This window comes from Clostridium saccharoperbutylacetonicum N1-4(HMT) (assembly GCF_000340885.1).
GTDB classification, from domain to species: domain Bacteria; phylum Bacillota; class Clostridia; order Clostridiales; family Clostridiaceae; genus Clostridium; species Clostridium saccharoperbutylacetonicum.
The window spans coordinates 412893-437978 of record NC_020291.1; the positions used below are offsets into that span (position 1 = coordinate 412893).

General features: G+C 33.6%; 8 protein-coding genes. 6 read left to right on the top strand and 2 right to left on the bottom strand.

Annotation, left to right across the window (positions count from 1 at the left end; genetic code table 11):
• The 6 genes from CSPA_RS01850 (at position 1) to CSPA_RS30450 (ending at position 21583) form a co-directional block, all read left to right on the top strand.
• Positions 1-7899, top strand: coding sequence for an SDR family NAD(P)-dependent oxidoreductase (locus tag CSPA_RS01850; protein ID WP_015390518.1), 7899 nt, complete (start codon positions 1-3; stop codon positions 7897-7899).
• Positions 7892-19156 carry a non-ribosomal peptide synthetase gene (locus CSPA_RS01855; protein WP_015390519.1) on the top strand — a complete coding sequence of 3755 codons (11265 nt, stop codon included), beginning with the start codon at positions 7892-7894 and terminating at the stop codon, positions 19154-19156. Before CSPA_RS01850 ends, CSPA_RS01855 begins: the two co-directional genes overlap by 8 nt.
• Positions 19157-19221: 65 nt before the next feature.
• Positions 19222-20289, top strand: a complete 1068-nt coding sequence (gene fabD / locus CSPA_RS01860) for an ACP S-malonyltransferase (protein ID WP_241393352.1) — start codon at positions 19222-19224, stop codon at positions 20287-20289.
• Between the two features lie 436 nt (positions 20290-20725).
• A complete protein-coding gene (locus CSPA_RS30695; RefSeq protein ID WP_278046196.1) occupies positions 20726-20857 on the top strand; it encodes a hypothetical protein in 132 nt (43 codons plus the stop codon).
• 325 nt (positions 20858-21182) lie between these two features.
• Positions 21183-21323, top strand: a complete 141-nt coding sequence (locus tag CSPA_RS29655) for a hypothetical protein (RefSeq protein ID WP_157228431.1) — start codon at positions 21183-21185, stop codon at positions 21321-21323.
• Positions 21324-21409: 86 nt separating this feature from the next.
• The gene (locus tag CSPA_RS30450) at positions 21410-21583 is read left to right on the top strand and encodes a hypothetical protein (protein ID WP_015390521.1); all 174 of its coding nucleotides are present in this window, start codon (positions 21410-21412) and stop codon (positions 21581-21583) included.
• Between the two features lie 548 nt (positions 21584-22131).
• Here CSPA_RS30450 and CSPA_RS01865 read toward each other — a convergent pair.
• Together CSPA_RS01865 and CSPA_RS01870 are read right to left on the bottom strand one after the other, a co-directional pair.
• Positions 22132-24357 (bottom strand): ABC transporter permease, encoded by a 2226-nt coding sequence (locus CSPA_RS01865; protein WP_015390522.1) that lies wholly within the window; start codon positions 24355-24357, stop codon positions 22132-22134.
• 24 nt (positions 24358-24381) lie between these two features.
• Complete coding sequence (locus CSPA_RS01870; RefSeq protein ID WP_015390523.1) at positions 24382-25080, bottom strand: ABC transporter ATP-binding protein; 699 nt, start codon at positions 25078-25080, stop codon at positions 24382-24384.
• Positions 25081-25086 lie beyond the last annotated feature (6 nt).

The following is a 25086-nucleotide window of genomic DNA, read 5'->3' on the forward strand; positions in this document are numbered from 1 at the left end:
ATGAGTATAGGATATCTATGTGATAAATTTCTTGAATATGCAAAATCATTTAAATTTCCTATGGCAGATTACGAAAGTGAATTTAAAAGTGGGAAATACGATGAAAATTATTGTACAAGTCGTGATTATTTAATTCGTCTAGCGCAGTTGAAGGATATGGATTCGCTTCTGAAGATAGAAAGAGACTGTTGGGCAGAAAAGGTCAGGGCTGATCAATTAGAACTTGAAGAAAGAATTAATAGTAATGCTTGTTTGAACTTTGCTCTTGAATATCAGGGGGAAGTCGTGGGTGTTTTATATACGCAAAGATTGTATGAAACCAATATTAGGCATGTGAAGTCCAATGCACTTGAAAAATACAGAGTTGCAGACGGTGAATGTATTCAATTGATTACATTAAATGTAAGATTGGATTATCAGGATAGAGGATGGGGATATGAACTACTGGAATTTGCTTTGGAATATTTTTCTCTTCACCCAGAAATTAAGCATGTGTATGCTGTGACACGTTGTAGAGATTTCTTAAAATCTGGTTTAAATACGATGCAAGAGTATATGAAAGCTAGATTTATAGATGGCAAGGTCGATGATCCGACCTTGCAATTTCATCAATCTCATGGAGCAAAAGTGCTTGGCTTAGTAAAAAATTATAGACCAGATGATTTGGAAAACCAAGGATGTGGAGTTTTAATAAAGTACAATATAAAAGAACGTGTTTGGCTTGGAGGACGTAGTAAAGGTCAGGGAGAAAGAAAGAAGAATGCAGGTGAGCTGCTCATCGAGTTTATCAATAAAAGATTAGATATAAACACAGATGTGAAAGACAAGACATTGCATGAACTAGGATTAGATTCCTTAGATTTTACCGAACTCCTTGCATATTTACAACAAGAATTAGGTGTTAATATTTCTACAAGACAGTTAAATAGTAGGACATTGAATGAGATTATCAAGTTTTGTGAAAATGAGAATGTGGAAACGGAACATGTTGAAAAACAGGTTCCACTTCAAAAAAGAATGCATAGCATTATGAAAAAGTATGAGGAAGTTGTTCCATTGACGCTAGAAGGAGAAGGACCATTAACCTTCTGGATCCATCCGTTATCTGGGGACGTAGGAATCTATAGTGATATTGCAAATGAATCGGACAGATCATTTCGAATGATAGCAATAAAAGCGTGTGGCTTCCTTTCGATGAATAAGGAGCCGCTAACATCTGTAGTAGATATTGCAAAATATTATTGTGAAATTATTACGGAGATACAGCAACAGGGACATTACCATATAGCAGGCTTTTCATTTGGCGGAACCATTGCATATGAAATAGTACATCAGTTGCAATTAGCAGGGAAGAAAACAGATACACTGATTCTTGTAGAAGCACCTTATATTGACGGAAATGAAAAAGATTTATTTGTAACAAACGATAGGAATAATCTATTGATGAATGCAAACTTTCTTCTTTTGACCTTATTAAGTAGAGTGAAAGCGCAAGAGATAGACAGTGGATATATCCCAATCTCTAAGGAGGAAATAGCAGACGTTCTAAATGAAAAATTACTCGATTATGTAGTGAAGTGCTGTAAGAAGAGAGGATTAAAGCAAAGTGAAAAAGAATTAGCATTTAAGATTTCTTCTATGGCAAAGGTGCATAGTTCAAATCTTGAAGCCATACGTAATTACAAGGCATTACCATTGTTAAAACGTGAAACAACAAGAATCTATCTTTTTCGTACAAAAAGTGCAAATGCAGTTTCGAAGAAGTTATGGAATCCAGACTATTTAGAGAATATACAGAGAAAACATGGTTCGCTACTGCCGTTGATGAAAAAATGGAGCAAAGTCTTTCCATCAATTAAGACCATTATTTTAAATGGAGATAACCATTTTGATATATTTCACGATAAAAACAATATTAAGCAGTTCTATGATTATTGCAAGGATGTCTATGTAGGTCAATCCCAGGAAAGCAGCAATCACATAGAACCATATACTATGCAGATTGCAATCATAGGTATGTCGGGACGGTTTCCAGATGCAGACAATGTAAATGAGCTGTGGGAAAATTTAAAAACTGGAAGAAACAGTATTAAAGAGTTTCCTAAAGAGCGGGGATGTAATATTGATGATTTCTATGATTCTAGGCAAAAGATACCTGGTAAATCCTATGTGAAAAGAGGGGGATTTATATCGAATGTAGATCAATTCGATCCACTATTTTTTAAGATATCTCCGAAAGAAGCAGTACACATGGATCCTAGTGAACGAATCTTTATGGAAGAAACATGGAAAGCAATCGAGGATGCTGGTTATAATCCCAAAAGTATAAGTGAACAGTCATGGGGAGTATTTTGCTGTGCAAAAGGTGATTATGAAGAAAAAATAGTGATGACAGCTGATCGGGCGTATTATAATCCAACGAATTCATTTGCTAGTAGTCGAATCTCCTATTTTTTGAATTTGACTGGTCCTGCAGTATTCTCTGATACTGCCTGTTCATCAACGCTGACAGTCATAGAAGAAGCGTGTGACAATTTAGTATTAGGAAACTGTGAAGTGGCAATAGCCGGGGGTGGAGGAATCTATTCGACTCCAAGCATGATGGTAGGTTCAAGTCAATCACTGCTGTTTTCACCTGATGAAAAGTGCTATACATTTGATGCGAGAGCGAATGGAACAGTAATAGGTGAAGCAATAGGCGTCGTTATACTAAAACCTCTTGAGAAAGCAATTGCAGACAAGGATCATATCTATGGAGTTATTCGTGGGTGGGGAATCAATCAAGACGGAAAGACAAATGGGATTACGGCACCAAGTAATAAAGCACAAACGAGTTTACAAAAAAAAGTTTATGAACGATTTAAGATATCACCTGAGAACATTACCATGATTGAAGCACATGGAACAGGAACTGAATTAGGAGATGCAATTGAGTTTCAGGCACTAACCAATACATTTCAAGGATATACGGATAAGAAAGGATATTGTAGCATTGGGTCATATAAACCGAATCTGGGACATGCATTTTTTGGATCGGGCATTCTGGGGGTTATCAAACTATTGCTTTCTTTAAGGTATAAGCAGATTCCTCCTATGCTAAATTTTAAAAAAACAAATTCTAAGATTGATATGGGAAATAGTCCTTTTTATATCACAACTAAACTTAAAAATTGGGAGTCATTAAATAATAAACCGTTATGCGGAGCAATCAACTCATTTGGTGCTACAGGAACAAATGTGCACGTAGTAATTGAGGAATACAAGGAAAAGTTCTCCTCTCCAAATGACGAAGAAGAGAATAAAGTGGTATTTCTTCTCTCAGCAGAAGATAGCGCGACTCTTGATGATTATGTCCAGAAATATATTGATGCAATCGATAAAAAATATTTAGAAGATAAGCATTTAATTGATATGGCATACACATTGCAGCATGCAAGAGAACATATGAAATATCGGCTTGGATTTATCGTCAAGTCAATCAATGATTTAAGAATGAAATTAGTGCAATATCAATTCGGAAAATTTGACTCAAATCATATTTTTTATGGGAAGATAGGAAATGGATTTTCTTCCAAAGCTACTGACACAAATGATGCATTAGTAGGAGAGAAAAGTACTTCAGATTTAGAGAAGCTTATTAGTTTATGGATTGAAGGTTATTCGATTGATTGGAATATGCTTAATGAAGAATGTGATAAAAGAAGAATATCACTCCCAACATATCCATTTGCGAAAGAGCATATCTGGATAGATAAAATACCAGAACAACAAGCAGTTCAAGAAGAACAAATTATAGATAAAAAAAAGAAAAAAGAATCTCTCTATCTTTTTGCAGAGCAATGGTTAGAGAAGGAAATAAAAGAAAAGCCGGAGTGTAAGGCAGAAACGATTGTGTGTCTCGTCTCAAAGGAAACAAATCAGAGAGCATTAAAGGAACAATTTATCTATCAAAATCCTAATGTAAATGTAGTATTTATAGCAGCTGGATTAGAGTCATTAAGATTGAATGAAGACTGTTATACAGTAAATGCAGATAAGCAAGAGTCTTTTCAGCAAGCATTTAGAACAATAGTAAATGAGAATGATAATATATCGAAGATCATCTACTTCTGGCCTTATGAAGAGCTTGCTTATGTGAGCGACTATAAAACTTTGCTTCACATCATAAAAGCTTTGGCAGTAGAACAAGTAAATGCAAATAAATTATTGTTAGTAGGACAGTATCAGAACGGATTACAGCGTTGCTATCTGGAGTCATGGATTGGTTTCGAACGCTCATTAGGTAATATGATATTCAGGACGCAGGTTAATACGATAATGTTTGAAAGCGACAATTTGCAAGAAAGTATTGTGACGGAGAAAGATGCGGAAAAGATAGTGTTAGAAGCAAATGCGTCAAATATGTATAAAAGTTCAGTACATAATGATGGAAAAAGGTATGAACTTGAGGTACAGCCACAAACTATGAAGAATAGAGAGGTTGCAATTAAGAGAAATGGTACCTATTTAATTACTGGAGGAATGGGTAAATTAGGATTCTTATTTGCTAAGCACTTAACGAAACAATATAATGCTAATCTTGTTTTGACAGGAAGAAAAATCTTGGATGAAGAAAGAAAAAGTCGGATTCGCGAACTTGAAGAATTAGGTGGAAATGTTATTTATGTTCAAGCAGGTGTTTGTAATAAAGCAGAAATGGAAAATGTAATTCGAGAGGCAGTTCAGTATTTTACCACAATTGATGGTGTGCTCTATATGGCAGGAACTGCTAATGAGGTAAATATTTTAAATAAAGATGTAGAAACGTTTTGTCAAACCATTGAACCTAAGATAAAAGGAATCCAGATTCTTAGCGAAGTATTAGAAGCATATTCTGTTGACTTTATCTGCTATTTTTCATCTTTAGCAGCGGTTCTTGGTGATTTTGGTATGTGCGACTATTCACTTGGAAATCGATTTGAAATGGCATATTCTGCTTGGCTAAATCGCTTACAGGAAAAAGGAGAAATATCGAAAAAAACCATTGCCGTTGGTTGGCCGTTATGGAGAGACGGTGGAATGAAGCTTAGTGGTGGTAACAGCGAAGCCTATCTTAATGTAAGTGGGCAGCGTTACCTTGAGACAGAAGAAGGAATTGCACTGTTTGAACAGTTGCTTTCGAGATCAAATAAAGAATACTTTGTGATAGCAGGGGATAAGAAGAAAATTTATAATAACCTCAAGTTACAAAATACAGATGAGGAGGGGCAGACAATGACTTATAGTAAAGAGCTAAAAGAGAATCATCAAGCAAATACTCATGAATTAGTAGATACAATAGAAATGGATATTAAGAAAATTGTAAATGAAATGCAGGGAATACCTGTTGAAAAACTGGATGTAGAAACATATCTAACAGATTACGGATTTGATTCTATTATACTATTTGATTTTGCACGAAGAATAAGTGACCAGTACAAAATTGATATTAATGCTACAACGATATTGGGGTATCCTACTATTTCCCAAATTGCACAATACTTAGCCGAGAACTATACACAAGATATCAATCTGTGTCTTGGTAAAAAGAGTACCCAACAGGAAACCAATGAGAAAAAAATGGTTGATAAGAGTAGGAAAGATGACAACGAGTGTCTCAAAACAAAAGATATACAGGTTTCCAGTAAGAAACAGGAGCCAATTGCCATCATTGGAATGAGCGGACGGTTCCCACAGACAGACACGGTTGATGAACTTTGGAATAAACTACTCGAAAAAGAAGAATGTATTACAAGTATACCGAAAGATCGTTGGAGAGTGGATGAAGCCAGCAGTTTGGAGCAGCTTAAATGTAAACGAGGAGGATTTATTAAAGGTATTGATGAATTCGACCCACTATTCTTTAACATATCTCCAAAAGAAGCTAAGTTGATGGATCCTTGTCAGAGAGTATTTCTACAAGAAGCGTGGCACTCACTTGAAGATGCAGGATATATGGGAGAGCGCATTAAAGGGAAATCCTGTGGTGTTTTTGTAGGAGCAGAAGAGAGCCAATACGCATTTATGGCCAGAAAATCAGGAAATGTAAGTATTGATCAAAATGCAATGCTTTCTAGTCGAATTGCATATGCATTAGATTTGAAAGGACCAAACATGTCGGTTACGGCATCTTGTTCTTCTGGTTTGGTTGCATTGCATCAGGCATGTCTATCGTTACGGAACGAAGACTGTGATATGGCGATTGCAGGCGGAGTTTGTCTCATCACATCTCCAGTATTTTATGAGGAAATGGATCGGCTAGAGATGCTTTCAGAAGATGGAAAGGCATATGTCTTTGACAGTAGGGCGAATGGCTTAGTACCATCTGAAACTGTAGCAGCTGTTGTCCTGAAACCTTTGTCAAAGGCGATTGCAGATCATGACCATGTATATGGCTGTATTAAAGGAAGTGGGGTTAATTACAACGGACGAGGAACTGGAATTATGTCTCCTAATCCAAGAAGAGAAGCTGAACTTATGGAAAATGTGCTTGAAAAATATGACGTTAACCCACAAGATATCCAGTACATTATGACGCATAGTGTTGGAATACCATTAGGCGATGCTTCAGAGATAGAAGGACTAAAAAGTGTATTCCGTAACCATGCAGTCAACAGCCATGAATGTTATCTTGGAACAGTAAAGCCAATCGTAGGACACACATTTGCGGCTTCTGGAATCACCAGTTTAATAAGTATGCTTTTGGCTATGAAGAATAAAACGATATTTGGTGTAAGTAATTTCGAAACACAGAATCCTAATATTACCTTAAACAATACACCATTTAGAATCAATGTAAACAGTGTGAAGTGGGAAAGAAGAAATAACAAGCCACTACAGGGTGCAATCAGTACATTTGCTAATAGTGGAACAAATGCATTTGCAGTGATTGAAGAGTATGTACAAGAAGAAAATCTAAATGTTCGTGAGGAACAGGAAAGAGAACATATTTTTAATTTTCAGGCGTCAGATGAGCAACAGCTTTATGAAGTAGTGAAAATTAATTGTGAATTTATTGAAAAAAGTGAAATGGCATTGTTAGATGATATTGCATATACATTGCAGAACGGAAGAATGGAGCAGCATTTTAGAATGGCGATTATAACTAATAATCGAGCCGAACTGCTTAATCGGATGCATGATTATCTCAACTATAAAGAAGGGAAAACACCGATACAGGAGCTTGAACATATCTTTATAAGCCAGCCGGATAAGGAACGGGAAAAGGTAGGTGCTGTATACCAAAGATATGAAAAAATGATGCTTAAACAAATGATAGAAAACCATGATTTAGAGATGCTTTGCGTTTATTGGACAAGGGGAAATCATGTGGAATGGAATGATTTGTATCATACAGAGAAAGAACAACATCGTGTATCTTTACCGGGATATCCTTTTAAAAAGGATAAATATTGGTATTTTGATGAGTCTAAGGTTAAGACTTTTGAGAATGAACCAAACAGATCAATACAGGAAAAAAATGTAGATCAGGAATATGATGGAGACAGTAATAATGTGAAAGCGTATATTTTATCATTGCTTTCAGATTGGCTAGGGTTATCAAAAGATAAGATTGAATTAAATCGTGATATTCTGGATTATGGTATGAATTCTATTATGGTTATGAAATTTGCAAGAGAGTTTGGAAAGAAGTTTGATTGCGTACTAGCAAGTCGAGAAATTTTTCAATATCCTACCGTAAATTTACTATCGGAATATTTAAACAAGAAATTAAATTTAGAAGTTCAAGAGGATTTAGAAGAAGATGCGAATGAAGAATATCATGACAGTGATGCCATGGACTTAATTAATCAATTTAGAGAAGAATCAATAACAATTGATGAGTTAAAAAACACTATGGGAGTAAAGAAAAATGATTGATGATAAGGTTATGGAGTCATATTTTAATGATTACGAAAACAGAAAGATTTCAACGAAAGAACTACTAAAAAAACTAAATAATATTGGATTAAGTCGAAAAACAAAGAGTTTGCTTTCAGAAGGACAAAAGGGATTATGGGCAATTCAAAATATGGACAAGGAAAACACGTCCTATAACATTCCAATTTGCTTTCGGTTTCAAAAAAAGGAAAATCTTAATTTATTCCGTAAGGCGGTAGAATTTATATGGAAGCAATATCCTATTTTAAAGAGCACCATTATTGAAGAAAGTGGAAAGCTGTATCAAGTGATTGATACAGCAATGCTACTTAGTTATGAAGTTATGCAAATTGAAAACAAAGATGATTTTGAGATGGCAGCATATATTAAGGAAATCGCAAACCAGCCGTTTACGCTCAATGAAGGACCATTATTTCGGGTACAGGTATTAGAAAGCCCAAATAATCAAACAGTATTAGTTAATATACATCATATTATCTGTGATGGAACTTCATCTGTCATTTTGACCAAGGCATTATTGCATGCATATCAACAGCTTGTAGAGCAGAAAGAACCAAAGTTAGTTGATAGAAAAGATTCCTATTCGGATTTTGTAGATTGGGAAACAACTATGTTATCTGGGAGAAGAGGCAAGGAACATAGTGAATTTTGGAAACAACAGCTCCAAGGAGAATTAACAGCTACTGAGCTTATGCCGGATCTATCGGAAAGCAAGCAAAGTGGTGCAATAGGTGACATGTTTCAATTGTCATTATCAAGTGAGATAAAGAAGAAGATAAAAGCATTTGCAAACGCACAAAGAATTAGTTTGCCATCTTTTTTCTTATCTGTTTTAAATATTTTTCTATATCAGTGTACGAACCAGAGTGATATTACTGTTGGAGTTGCCAGCATGGGCAGACCAGAGGAAAGATTTGAATCCTTGCTCGGATATTTTATTAATATGATTCCAATTCGAAGCCAGATAAAGGAGTCAGACAAGTTTCAAGACTATGCAAGAGATTTACAGAATAAAATGCTTGATTGTTTAGATCATGCAGATTACCCATGTACTTATATTATCAAAGACAGAAGGAAGGAGAGAAACGGGGATACTTCACCAATTTTCAAGGTAGCTTATTATTACCAGAATTTTTTAGAGTCAGATTTTGTGTCATCTCTTAAAAAATATGAAACCATGTTTAACATAAAATTCCTTTCTGCGATTCATCAAAAAGGGGAATATGATTTTGTCTTAGAAGTGTTAGAAGAAGAAAATGGTATTTTGCTAAGCATAAAATATAATGAAATGATGTACTCTAGGGGATTAATGGAACATTATGCAAAAAACATTGCAGCTCTTTCTGAAAAACTTGCAGAAAATCCAGATAAGGAGATACAGAAGTATCCTCTTATATCAGATGAGGAAAAAAATAAAATTCTATTTGATTGGAATGACACAGAGATTACTTATCCAAATACAAAAATGGTGCATGAATTATTTGAAGAACAGGCAGATGCAAATCCTGACAGAATTGCGGTAGTTTATGAAAATGAATCATTAACTTATAAGCAATTGAATGAAAAAAGCGAGAAACTAGCCATATATTTACAATCTATAGGTGTAGTGGCAGATACGCTTGTTGGAATCTGTGTAGAACGTTCACTGGATATGATTGTGGGATTGTTAGCAATTCTTAAGGCTGGTGGAGCTTATGTGCCACTTGATCCAGAATATCCAAATGAGCGTGTGGAATATATGATAGAAAATAGCAATATCAATATTATTTTGGCGCAATCAGCTATGAAACAAAAGAAAGGTTATTTAAATACAAAGGGATTACGTACAATTTTTATGGATGCGGAAATGGATACTCTGAATATCACAGGGAGTCTTTCACACAAGGTTGGAAAGCGTAATCTAGCATATGTACTATATACCTCTGGAAGTACAGGAAAACCAAAAGGAGTTATGATTCCTCACGAAGCATTAACAAACTTTTTATTACAGATGGCTGATATTCCTGGATTTGGTGAGGATGACACGTTACTTGCAGTTACAACATTTTGTTTTGATATTGCGGGACTTGAATTATATTTACCTTTAATCAAAGGGGCGAAATACTATATCTGTAGTACAGAAAAGAAAAAGGACATTGAAAAGCTGAAGAAAGAAATTCAGCGAGTGAAACCTACTGTTATGCAGGCAACACCAGCTACATGGATGGCACTCAATTTAGTCGGATGGAGAAATGAAGAGCATGTTAAAATCCTTTGTGGTGGAGAAGCGCTGCCGAAAAAATTAAGAAAATATTTTATGGAAAGTCACAGCGAAGTATGGAATATGTTTGGTCCAACAGAGACAACGATTTGGTCTACCATGAAAAGAATAGAAGAAGGTGAAGAGATTACAATCGGGAAACCGATGGCCAATACACAAGTTTATATTTTGAATAAAAACAATATGCCTGTTCCAGTGGGTGTTCCAGGTGAACTTTACATTGGTGGTACTGGTCTTTCAAGAGGATATTATAATAGAGAAGATTTGACGAAGGAACGTTTTATTGCAAATCCATTTATAGTGGGTGCCAAAATGTACAAAACAGGAGATGTAGCTAAATGGACATCCAATGGCGAAATAAATTTTATCGGTAGAGCCGACAATCAAGTCAAAATTCATGGTTTCCGAATCGAGTTAAGTGAAATTGAAACCAGAATGAATGAGTATGATCAAATTGAACAAAGTGCAGTAATCGTAAGTGAACGGGATGGAAATAGGCAATTGAAGGCCTTTTTTGTAGGTAAAAATAAGGATACTAACCAGAAAGTTGATTTAAAACAGCTGCGTACCTATCTGAAAAACAATCTACCTGTTTATATGATGCCTAATTTATTTGTACAAATTGATATGCTTCCTATAACACCGAATGGAAAGATTAATCGATTGGAATTGGGAAAATATAAGGAACATAGTAAAGACAACGAGAAAGAGACAGAAACGAAAAACAAACCAGTTGAAACGATTGACTTAAAACAGATACAAGCTACTTTGCTTGAATTCTGGAAAATGATCATTGGAAATGATGATATTCAAATAAATGATGGCTTTTTTGAAGCTGGTGGTGATTCAATCTTAGCAGTGCTTATAGTAGAAAAAATAAAAGAATATTATAAGTGCGATATCAAAGTTACACATTTATTTGAGTATTCCAATATAGCAAATTTAAGCGAGTTCATTGCAGAAGAATTGAGTAAGGAAAATAAGCTAGTTAGTGTCAAAAATAGTATGAAAGCACAAGCGGAACAAAAAGAAGAAGATGAGCTTGATGCGTATGAAGATTGCGTTGCAATTATAGGTCTTTCATGTCAATTCCCAGGTGCAAAGAATGCAGATGAGTTCTGGGATAATTTGATAAATAACCGAGAATGTGCGAACCGTCTTACCAAGGAACAGCTCATAGAGATGAACATTCCGAAAGGGTTAATAGAGAATAAAAGATTTGTACCAATTCGATTAAGTATAGAAGGAAAAGAATTATTCGATAATGAATTTTTCAGTATATCACCAAAGGATGCGGAAAATATGAATCCTCAGATGCGTCTGTTATTGGAGAATTCGTGGAAAGCAGTTGAAGATGCAGGATATGTTTCGAAAACCATACCGAATACAGGTGTCTATATGTCATCAAGCAATAACTCTTATCTGACATCAGGCGGAATGCAGAATGATGGACTAATTGATTCTTCAGAGAGTTATGTTAAGTGGTTGATGAGTCAAACCGGAACGGTTCCAACTATGATTTCCTATCGATTAGGGTTTACTGGTCCAAGTTTTGCAGTCCATTCTAATTGTTCATCTGCATTGGTAGGTTTATCACTAGCATATCAGAATATTAAGGCAGGAGAAATTGACTACGCACTAGTGGGAGCTTCGACAATCCACTCTAAAAATAATGCAGGATACCTATATGTGCCAGGAATGAATTTCTCAAAAGACGGTCATATTCGAGCATTTGATGCAAAGGCAGATGGTATGATAGGTGGAGAAGGCGTGGCAGTAATCATGTTGAAAAATGCGAAAAAGGCAATAAAAGACCACGACCACGTATATGCAATGTTGAAAGGAATTACCGTTTCTAATGATGGAACAGAGAAAGTTGGATTCTATGCACCAAGTATAAAGGGGCAATCTTATGCGATCGAAAAAATGATTGAGAAAACAGGAATTAATCCAGAGACAATCTCTTATGTTGAGGCTCATGGAACAGGAACCAAGTTAGGAGATCCGATTGAATTCAAGGCATTGAAAAAGGTATATGAAAAATATACTGATAAAAAGCAGTTTTGTGGCATTGGTTCAGTCAAGACTAATGTTGGGCATTTGGACACTGCAGCAGGATTAGCTGGATGTATTAAGTTAGCATTAAGCTTAAAAAATAGAAAAATCCCTGCAACCATTAATTATAGTGAAGCAAACCCAGAAATCAATTTTGAGGATTCACCATTTTTCATGACCAATAAGGTAATCGAATTAGAGGAAAGTATAAGACCAGCAAGAGTTTCTCTGAGTTCTTTTGGTATTGGAGGAACAAACGTGCATGCTCTTTTAGAGGAATATAAGGAAAACGAAGAAAAGAATCTGTATAGCAACAATAAATGTATTATTCCAGTATCTGCAAAGAACGAAGAAAGATTAAACGTATATGTAAAAAATATTTATGAATATCTATTAACCAGACAGGGTGAATCACTTGATTTACAAGATATTGCCTACACGTTACAGACGGGACGAGAAGCAATGGAGTCTCGAACCATTTTCTGTGTAAATAGTATTGCCGAGTTAAAAGAAAAAATGAATCTTTACCTAAATGGCGGACAATCCGTAATTGATGAGGCAGTAGATGAGTTACTTGTTAACATGCAGAAAATTTGGATGGCAGGGAAGCCCGTTGATTGGGATAGCCTATATACGGAACAGGCAAAGCCAAAGAAAGTCAGTCTGCCAACATATCCTTTTGAAGAAAAGAGGTTTTGGAAAGAGGAAGAAGAGATTAAGAAACAGTCTACTATGACAAATTCCGTAGCTGCAAAGAAAGTACACTATCTGTTGGATGAGAATACTTCTTCCTTTATGCAGCAGAGCTATACAACCAGATTTACTGGTGAAGAGTTCTTTTTAAAGGATCATGTTATTAACAACAAGTTAGTTTTACCCGGAGTAGTCTATATTGAAATGGCAAGAGCAGCTGGTCAGGACGCAATACGGGGTAATATAATTGGAATTAAAAATGTGGTTTGGCCACGTCCTATAACGGTAGAGCAGCCACGTGATGTACGTGTAATCTTGGATAATAAACATCCTAATCAGCTAAGCTATCGTATTGTGACAATGGAAAATGAAAATGAAGTTGTGCATTCACAAGGGAAATTGCTGTATCAAGATAAAGCAGCTGGGTTATCAGATAGAAAAATTCCAAATCAAGTTTTCCAAGAACAAGCTTGCAGAAAAAGATGTAACGTATATATTTCAAAAAGAGATTTTTATCAGTCTTCGTTAGCCTCTGTTTATCAATATGGTGCTACGTTTCAACCTATAAAAGAAATGTTTTTTAATGATACAGAATCTCTTGCTTACCTTGAAATACCAAGCGAAAGATATCATGATTTTGAAGACTTTAAACTGCATCCATCCATATTGGAAGGTTGTCTTCAATCGATTACGGGATTGCTCTATCGAGTAGACCAAACGCCATTTATGCCATATACAATTGAAAAAATTGATATTTATAACCATTTTTCAAAGAAATGTCTTGCGTATGCAACATATTCAGATGAAAAGACTAGCCATGAGCAATTTAGAAAGTTTAATATAAAGCTATATGATATGGAAGGAAGATTATTAGCGTCTATTAGAAATTATACAATCAGAAAAATACCGTCTAATACTACAAATGTAACGGAACCAGTCAATAAGCAGGATATGCAGATGTATCATTATGTATGGAAGAAGAACAACAAAAAAATGATGAATGGTCGTTCTAAGGTGGGTTCACTTCTTATTTTCGATAATGATAAAATATTAGCACAAGAATTTAGATATGCCAATGATATCACTTATGTATTGTCAGGAAACAAATTCAGAGAATGCCAGAATGGAGTATATGAAATCGCTACTAGCGATGAAGAGAGCTACTTTAAGTTATTTGATGAATTGAGAAGAAGAGGAAAGTTGCCAAATCAGATTGTTTACAAATGGACGTATATTGGTAACAGCACGGGAGAGAATGTACGGACGGCATTCTATGCAATGCTGCATATTGCAAGAGCACTTGTTAAACTTAAAATACGGGATAAAGTGAAGTTGCTCTATTTGTATCAGGATGAGAATAATCATGAGGCTGTCATGAATGATGCACTTAGCGGATTTGTGAAAACTCTTCAGATGGAACATCCCAATTTATATTTTCGAATCATTAAAATCAAAGGTATTCAATATTCCATTAAGGACTTAATAGAAAGCGAATTGCAAGTGGATGATACAAACACGGTGTATTATCAAGATAATACCAGGTACATGGAGCAGTTGATTCGGGATGATGTCAAACATCTTGATAGTAAAGTTCCTTTTAAAGAAAGAGGAACCTATCTAATAACTGGAGGAATGGGCGAAATAGGTCTGTCATTAGCAAGATATCTAGCTTCTAATTTCCGTGCGAATCTTATTCTGACTGGAAGAAGTGTGCTTGATGCTAAAAAGCAGGAGAATCTTGAGGAGTTAAGAATGCTAGGTGCAAATGTAAGTTATATTAGCGTAGATATGTCCAAACGTAAAGATGTTATGAGGATGAAAGAACAGATCAAGGATCAGTTTACAACAATTCAAGGAATCATTTCCTGTGCAGGTGTTGTGAGGGATAGTTTTATTATTAATAAGACAATGTTACAGATAGAAGAAGTGCTTCGTGCTAAAATTGACGCAACAATTATTATGGACCAAGTTATGAAGGATGAAAAATTAGATTTCTTTTTACTATTTTCATCGATATCACATCTGGGCAACATAGGACAAGCTGATTATGCTGTTGCAAATAGCTTTCTGAATAGTTTTGCTAGTTATCGGAAGAAGTTATGTATGGAACGAGAACGATACGGAAAGACAGTAAGTATTAACTGGCCTATATGGGAACAAGGTGGAATGCATATGGAAACTGCTGTATTAGAAAGACAGAAAGAAAGGACAGGTGTTTATCCATTGCCAACACAGGTTGGATTAGAGGCCATTAGAAATTCTTTAATGCAGGAAAATGATACTGTCCTTATATTATATGGTGAGGGTAAAAAGCTGCAAAAATTCGTATCACACTTGAATAGTAGGGAGGATCAAATGGGGGAGAAAGAAATCGAGGTGAAGAGTGAAATGAATCAAAAAGAACTTATAGAGAGTGTTATGACATTTTTGCAGAATACAGCAGAAGAACTTATTAAGGTTAACGATTTAAATATAGATAAAGATTTGTCAGAATGTGGATTTGATTCAATTAGCAATACAGATTATACCAATAAAATTAATGACTATTATGGCTTGGAAGTTATGCCGACAATCTTTTTCGAATTAGAGATGCCAACGGTAAGAGCTCTATGTAATTATTTAATAAAAAATTATTCTGATGAATTGAGTTCTTTTTATGGGCAAAGTTCAAATGAAATGGATTCATTTGAGGCAAAAGAAGAGATCGTTGATAATAAGTATATAGTAGAACAAGCAACATCAAATAAAGATGTGCTAGACAAAGTATTAGGATATTTGTCACAGACGATAGAGACTTTGCAGAAAATAGATCATGTGGACATTGACAAGAATATGAACCTGTATGGATTTGATAGCATAAGTAATACGGAATTATGTAACTTAATTAATGACAATTACGATATTGATCTAATGCCAACAATCTTTTTTGAATTAGAGGAGGCTACGGTTCGTAAGCTTGCAAGCTACATATGTAATCAATATAGTAAAAAAATGGAGTTGTTCTATAAAGAGGAAAGAGTGACTTTAAAAGAGGAAGAAGCTGTTCTTTACGATGTTAATGAAGAGGAAGAGGTGGTACAATTATTTCATACGAATACTCCAGTAAATGACGCGTTTGAGGATGCGGTTGCTATCATTGGTATGGATGGAGCGTTTCCACAATCCGAGAATCTACATGAATTTTGGAATAAAATAGAACAGGGAGATACCTTGATAACGGAAATACCGACTGAAAGATTTGATTATCACGATTTCGATGACCCATGTATGAAGTGGGGGGCATTTATGAAGAATGTTAGCTTTTTTGATGCTGATTACTTCGGCATGTCAAAACAGGAGGCAGAAGTTCTTGACCCACAGCACAGAATGTTTATACAGACTACATGGAATACAATTGAAGATGCGGGGTATAAACCATCTTATCTGTCGGGAACAGATACTGGTATCTTTGTAGGCATTGGCACACAAGATTATACTGAGATAGTGGAAAAGAATTTGACAGAATTTAATCCATATGCACTTACGGGAAGAAGTCCTTTTATGATGCCAAACCGTATTTCATCCTTATTAAATATTCATGGACCAAGTGAGGCAATCGATACTGCATGCTCAAGCTCCTTAGTGGCAATTCATAAAGCAGCAGAAGCTGTTAAAAATGGCACATGCAATATGGCTATTGCTGGTGGTGTAAACTTAATTCTATCTCCTCTAGTACATAAAGCCTTCAGCACAGCTGGGATGTTGAGTAAAACCGGAAAGTGTAGTGTATTTGATAAAGATGCAGATGGTACAGTAAGAGGAGAAGGTGTTGGTGCAATTCTTCTAAAGAGATTAGATAACGCAAAGAGAGATGGTGACCATATCTATGCAGTGATTCGCAGTTCTGGAGAGAACCACAAAGGAAAGAGTGCTTCTTTAACTGCACCTAATGCAATTGCAGAGAAAGAATTGATTAAAAGTGTATATGAGAAGGCGCATATTAATCCTTCCAGCGTTAATTATATAGAAGTTCATAGTACGGGAACAAAACTAGGCGATCCAGTTGAAATAACAGGATTAAAGAATGCATTTACTGAACTATCTCAAATATATGGTGTAAGGTTAGAAGCTAATAGCTGTGCAATTAGCAGCGTGAAGCCAATTATTGGGCATCTTGAGGCAGCAGCTGGCATTGTGTCAGTTCTAAAAGTTATATTGTCGTTACAACATAAAAAGATACTGAAAGTGTCAAATTTTAAAGAGTTAAATCCATATATAAATTTGGAAGATAGTCCATTTTATATAAACAAATCCAATTGCCAATGGGAACGTATCGATAGCAATGTACCAAGAAGAGCAGGAGTTAGTGCATTTGGATTTGGAGGTGTGAATGCACATGTGTTGATTGAGGAGTATATGGAGGATGCAAAGGAAGAATCCTATAATCACAAGGATAATTTAAAGGCAAGCTGCATTTGTCTTTCTGGAAAAACGAAAGAGGCTTTAGAGAAGCAGGTAAGAATGTTGCTTGAGTCAATTGAGGAAAATCAATTTATGGATGATGACTTAGTTGACATTGCATATACACTTCAGACTGGTAGAGAAGAATTTGAAGAAAGAGTTGGATTCACTGTAAGGACGATAGAACAGCTAAAAGAAAAACTGGATGCTTTTATAAGTCAGAAGAAAAGTTATGGCAGTAAGATTTTCTATGGAAGGGTAGTTGAAAATAACAATCTTTTGTCGTTACTCAATAAAAATAATATGGTGGATGATATAGTTGAACCACTTATTTCGTCAAATCAAATGGATAAACTAGTGGAACTTTGGGTAAACGGAGTATCCATTAACTGGAGAAAATTATATATACACCGTAAAGTAAAAAAAGTCTCGCTTCCCGTTTATCCGTTTGAACAAAAGCGGTATTGGGTTGAATTAAAGGATGAAAAAAAGGAAACAAATAAATTCGAAATTCAACTTGAAAATCCAATAGTGCAAGGGGAGCCTAGCAAAGTGGTTATGGGTGTTTTGGCACAAATGCTTGGAGTTAAGGCTGATGAGATAGATAAAAATGACAGTACCAGTGAATTAGGTATTGACTCTATTATTCTTATGCAGTTGTTAAGAAAGGTTCAAATTATAAATCCAAAGGTAGATTTTGAGTCTCTTTATCAGTGTGGAACGATAGAAGATATATTGAATATCGTTAATTCGAATGATAATAGGCAGAAAGAGATAGAAAATCAGGAGTCTTTAGAAAATAAAAAAGATGAAAATGATACAAATAAAATAATGTCAATGGTTTATGGAACAGGTGTCCAAAATGATGAATATATTGTCTTGCAAAAGTACCCTGAGTTAATTAAAATGAACCATTCCAGTGAGGGAAGACCTGTATTTTGGTTACATGGAGGATTTGGAGGTGTTGAGGTTTATCGATTAATAGCAAGTGAGTTTGAAAGACCATTTTATGGAATTCAAGCGAGAGGGTATATGTCAGAGGATGAACCAATTGAAGGGCTTGAAGAAATGGCAGCATATTATGTAAAGATAATAGAATTAATTCAACCCAATGGACCATATGATTTAGGGGGACTGTCACTTGGAGGAATTCTTGCTTATGAAGTTTGTCGTCAGTTACAATTAAAAGGACAAAAAGTGAATTCGATTGTTATGTTGGAATCAATCTATGTGGATGAAATAATGCGAACAGAATGGAGCAATATTTCAACGGTCAATCTTAAGAAGGATCAAATGTTCCGAGCAAGCAATTTATTACTGGCATTCTCAACTGATACAGAACTGAATTTAGTAACAGAAAGTGAAATGAAAACGGACGTCTCAGATGATGAGTTCCTAGAACAATTAGTTCAGATATCCCAAGCACGAGGGATTCACAAATCATCGGAACAGTTAAAGAAATTAATAATTGGCTTTCAGAAAATCCTTAATGTGCTTGATACAGGTACTACCTTTTATGAGGCGAAAAATCTGACAAATCAAGATGATGTGCAGTGCTACTATTTCTGCAACCCAGAAGGAACATTATTTGGTCAGAGCGAAGAGTATTTTAGATTAGTGGATAAGGGACGTTCTTATGATTTCGCTTATTTTGCAAAGATGTGGAAGGATAAGATGCCTAAATTAGAAACGATAGAGATTCATTCCTCTAATCACATGACTATATTAACGGAGACAGAACCAAAACAAATTATTGTAGACTTATGTAAGAAATTATATGCGAAATAAAGATACAGAAATATAAGGAAAAGGAGAGAAGAGTATTGTAACTTATGATACTCATAGAAAAAAAGATGAAAACATATGTATTTCCAGGGCAGGGCTCACAAAAAGTAGGTATGGGAGAAGAGTTATTTAAAGAATTCCCGGAGTTAGTAAAAAAAGCAGATAATATCTTAGGTTATTCCATTGAAAAATTGTGTTTAGAGGCCCCAGATAATCAACTTTCCCTCACACAGTTTACGCAACCAGCACTATATGTTATAAATGCATTATCCTATTATAGTAAAATAAAAAGGGAAGGGGTAAAACCGGATTTTTTAGCAGGTCATAGTCTTGGTGAGTATAGCGCAATTCTTGCAAGTGGAGGATTCGATTTTGAAACTGGATTAAAACTGGTGAAAAAACGTGGTGAATTAATGAGTTTAGCAAATGGCGGCTCTATGGCAGCAATTATTGGTTTGTCAAAAAGTGACATAAGAAATGTTTTAGATAAAAGTAATTTAGATACGATTGATATTGCAAATTTGAATTCACAAATACAAAATGTTATCTCTGGAACATTAAAGGATATCGAATTAGCTAAGAATGTTTTTGAGCAGGAAGGTGCAAGATTCGTGAAACTTAATGTGAGTGCTTCATTTCACTCAAGATATATGAAAAGTGCCAGCATTGAGTTTGAGAAGTATATGCAAAGCTGTCAGTTTTCAAATTTAGAAATACCAGTAATATCTAATGTAACTGCGGTACCATATAGGACTACAGATCTGATTCCAAACTTAACAAAACAGCTATATTCATCTGTCCGTTGGCTAGAAACTGTAGAGTATTTGTTAGAACAAGATAAAGATATGATTATTGAGGAAGTTGGACCCGGAAAGGTGCTCACCAATCTAGGAATAAATATTAGAAAGAATTATACCTCAAGATCAGAAACGGATACTGTCTATAATGATGTGAATACGTACATCAAAGACTGGAATAGTAAATATCCAATCGCAACCAAGGTTACCTGCAAGGGTTATGAAATTGAGCTGGTTACTAGAACAGAAGCAGTATTGCTTTTTGGACATCGTGCAGGAGTCTATATGGATGGATATTATGGTTATTTTGATTTGACTGAGATCAAACCAGTAGAGTAACGCGAATAAATTAAATAGCAGTTCTTTTTATTCAGTGAAGAAATTAATATAAGAGTAGTATCAAAATAAATACTAAGCTCATTTTTGTATGAGCTTGGTATTTTGGCTTTATGTCAAGTGTTTGGGTGCAAGGTGCGTCACGCTTACATACACACTGTTACTATAAAATATTATTTAGTACATAACTAAATGTGATTATTTGAATGTCTATATAGCTTAAATATTTATAATCATAAAAGTTTTGGTACCTATTTTTAAATTTTCATATGTATTAAAATATCCAGTAAGGCAGTTGTCTTTAATGGGATTAATTTTATTTTTTATCTTTAATTTTTATGTTTTCAAAAATCTTATTGGACCAAGGCATAAGATTCTCTAGGCTTTCGCTATTTGATAATCTAAGCACCGTTTTACAACTAGTTTATTAGTCTTAGCAGTGGAAAAGTATTTAGTATATTTATTTGAAGTGTTAGCAAGTTCAGAAATTAAAGAAAGTAACATACTAGAAAGATGTATGCCATGGTCTGAAAACATTCCATTTGAATTGCATTTTAAGACTGCCAAATAATTATATCAATATAAAATATAAACTTTTCTATTGGATTTATTTGTGTGCCCAGTATGGGCACAAGCTAATCGGTGAAAGTCTGTAATTGATAAGACAAAGGTGTCCATAGTGAGGTGAAATCAGAAGGAAGTCGGCAGCAAAGAATTGGTTTGAGGTATACGAATCACATTTGAGATTCAATTCTATGGGTAAACTTGCAAAACAAAGTAAAGCCCAATAACTATCAGAAACAGAAAGAGTAAATGTGGCAGATGGATGAGGTGAAAGTACGTGCTCTTACCTGGGGAGGTCTGATAGATATGTACTGAAAGAATTAAGTTTCCAAGTGCAAATTGTACAGTTATGTATAACTGATTTATCAGAAGTTATAGTAACGCTGCTAAACTCGATAGAGGATGAAGGACTGAACATTAGGAGGTTTACAACTTTGGACAAGTCAAAGAAAGAAGATACCTCAAAAGTGTAATTCTAATTAATGTAATTTCGGTAACAAGTGAATAAAGAGTCAATTAAGTCAATTATTAGCAAATATAAGGCTAGACGGATCTTGAAATGCGAGGTCACAAATTTTGCAGATATGCATATGATGATAATGTATACATCAAAAGAAAAAGAGCAGGGTTTAGAGTAATGAAATCTATGACCAATATAATTGAAAATAATCTAAAACTTAAAGTAAATAAGAATAAAAGTGCAGTAAACTGCATATCTAAACGAAAATTTTAATGGAATTAATATATGAACTATAACAGATAAAATATTAATTTAAGTTTAATTAAAAAATGGTATAATTATATTACATTACATGCAACATTGTATCCTAATACAAATAATTAAAGTATTATGTAATAAATGTTTGAAGGAGAATGACTAATGGTTTAATTAGTCACTAATTGTATATATGAGAATAGTAAAGCATAAGGTAGATTTTAATTTGAGCAAAGAAAAATTTAATTATTGCCTAAATTATATAAGTGAGGAAGAAAAAGATAAGATATTAAAAGTATGAGGATTCTTTAAGATCACTATATGGTAAATTAATTCTTAATAATATGTTAGGTTTAAATAGAATAGAGTTTAAATTCTTAAAAGAACTACACATAAAAAGTGCATAAATTCCTACATTTCCATGTTGGAACTTTTATGCACTTTCATATTAACATTTACAATATGTTTAATACATGGTTGTTATGCATCGATTCTCTGACGTTTATGAAAAAATTGTGTTAAAAAAAGCTTAGATTAATTATCTTTCGTAAAAGTAATAATTTGTATTAATCTCTATTTTTTAAAGCTTCTGTCATAGGAATTGAATATAAATGTCTTTTTAAAAAGTATAAGCTAATATAGTATGAAGTAAAAATAATTATAAACATAAATAAATAATCATAACCAGTTAAAGATATAGGCATATAAGTTTGCAAATCGGATGTTAAATTGGGCCATAGTGCTTTTGTTATGTTAGCGCATAATGGAATCGCAACAAGAGCAGAAACTAAAACGACATAGAATGAACTTCCTAGATAAAGTTTATTTAATTCTTTTTGAGTATATCCTAAAACTTTTAATAATGAAATACTATAAGTGTTTTTATCAATAATTAATTTTAGTAATAAGTACATGGTAATAACAAACATTATACTTGCAAAAATAATTACAAGTAAGATAGCATCCGACATTGAAGCAGTCATATTTTCACAACTTTTAATGAGGCTTTCTTTTGTTACCAAAGAAGCAATATACTTATCATTAATATTTAATTTTTTACTTGAAAGATAAGAATTAAAGTAACTTTTAGATTTATCAAGTAGTAAATTCATTTGCTCTCTATTCATAAATACATATAGACCAGTTGAGTAATCTACGATACCTGCAACTTTTAGGTTATAAATCTTATTATTAGAAGTATCTTTCAAAAACATAGTATCACCTATATTTAATCCTAGTTTATTGTGGATATTATTAGATATATATATACCTGGATCAGAATTTTTAATATTAAAGTTATAAAATTTAGAGTTTTCTTTAATTCCTTGGAATGTTAAATCTATATTTTGGCCAAGATCCTCATAGAAGATTGATAAACTTGTTACAGTAGTTTTTTCAACGTCATTATTTTCTGTAATTTCAATAGGTAAATTTAGAATATAATTATATTGAAATTTGTTTTCAGTAGTTATATTTTGGATATATGTTTTTACAGCACTATTAGTACCTAATCCAAAAATAAGTAAAAATGTTGAAATAATTATTCCAAATAATAAAATTAGATTACTTTTGTATTCACGTAAAAATTGACGAAGTCTAAATTTTGTAATAAAGCTGAAATGACGGATAGTTATTGTATTCATTTTGGCTTGTTTTTTTTCATTACGTAATAGTTGTAGTGGAGAACTATTTAAACGTTTGGATAAAATATAAGTGTTAACTATTACTACAATCAGTATAGGGACTAATATTCCTAGAATTAATAATGATGGTGTATAAATTGTTGGAATATATGGAAGACTATAATATTCAGTTGAAGTTACTATAAGAGGTCTGGCAAGAAGGAAACCTAAAAATGTTCCAACAACAGAACCGATGCTGACAAGAATCAATGGAAGAATTAAAAAATGATAGAGTAGTTCATTTTTTAAGTATCCAAGAGAATATAAAGTTCCAATTATAGCACTTTCTTGATCTATTGTATTAATAATTGATACAGATATAATAAAAGAAATCATGATTATCAAAACAACTCCAAGAATAATGCCAACCTTTTTATTTGTAAGATTATCATCAATATAACCAGATATTCTGTGGTTATCCTTAGAATTTAAAAATGAAATTAATGAAGCATTTTTTCTAAGGATATTTTTAAATTTCTCAGAAGAAAATCCATTTAACTTGAAAGAATAATTATAAGTTATATTATTATTAAATTTATTAAAATTATTAGAAGATATAAAACCTATACCAAAATTTTCAGGTGATGCATTTGAGTCAGTAATTTTCTTTATTACAAGAGAATAATCAGGAGCAACACCATATCCAATAACTGTGTATGGGGAATTGTTCAATTCTAATGTATGATTAATAGAATATTTATTTACTGAAGCAAAATGTTCATCTAAAATTATATCCATATTAGTATCAATATCAGAAGAAAAATTCTTACCATTAACTATGGAAAGTTTATTTAAATTTTTACGTTCTTTAAATAATCGAAGTGTTTTATCATTATTAATTGAGTAGTCAATATAAAAATTTTCATCTACTGTGACACCTACATCATGAATCTTTTGTAAAGTAAAATTATCTAATTTAAATTTAACCTGAAATTCGCCATCCTGAAGATTATTTTCTTTAGCTATTTTTTCTCCTATTTGAATAACGCAGTCTGCTGAATTAGAAAAAGCAACAAGAGCCATTGAACTTAATATTATCAATAGAATTAAACCAATATATTTAATTTTATTTTCTTTGAATTCACGGATAATTCTTTTATTTAAAATCATCTATATTCACCTTATTTCATGGGATTACCATTCTATTTGAGAAGCAGGAAGTATATTCGAATTTTCAAATACAGACTCAATACTGCCATCTTTAACTTTAATTACTTTATGGGACATATATTTTATTGCATCATTATGTGTAACTATAATAATAGTAGTACCATATATTTTATTTACGTCCTCTAGTAATTGAAGAATTTCTTTGGATGTTTTATAATCTAATGCACCAGTGGGTTCATCACATAATAAAAGTTTTGGATTCTTTATAAGAGCTCTGGCGATAGCTGTCCTTTGCTGTTGCCCACCAGATAAATGCTTTGGAAGTTTGTTTCTATGATCCCATAATCCTAAAGTTTTAAATAGATTTTCTTTATTTAGTGGATTTTTTGTTAAATATTCACATACTTCTACATTTTCCATAACAGTTAAGTTAGGGACGAGATTATAAAATTGAAATATGAATCCAAGATGGCTTCGTCTAAAACTTGATAATTCCTTTGGAGATGCATTTGAAAGATTAATATTATCAATTATTATAATTCCAGAATCGATAGTTTCTAATCCTCCGATTATATTCAGTAAAGTCGATTTACCAGATCCCGAAGGGCCTAATATCGTACAAATTTTACCTTTCTCTAAATCAAAGCTAGCTCCCTTAAGAACTTGTACTAAGCTATCTCCTTCACCATATGACTTTTTTACATCAGTAACATTTAAAAACATAATAAA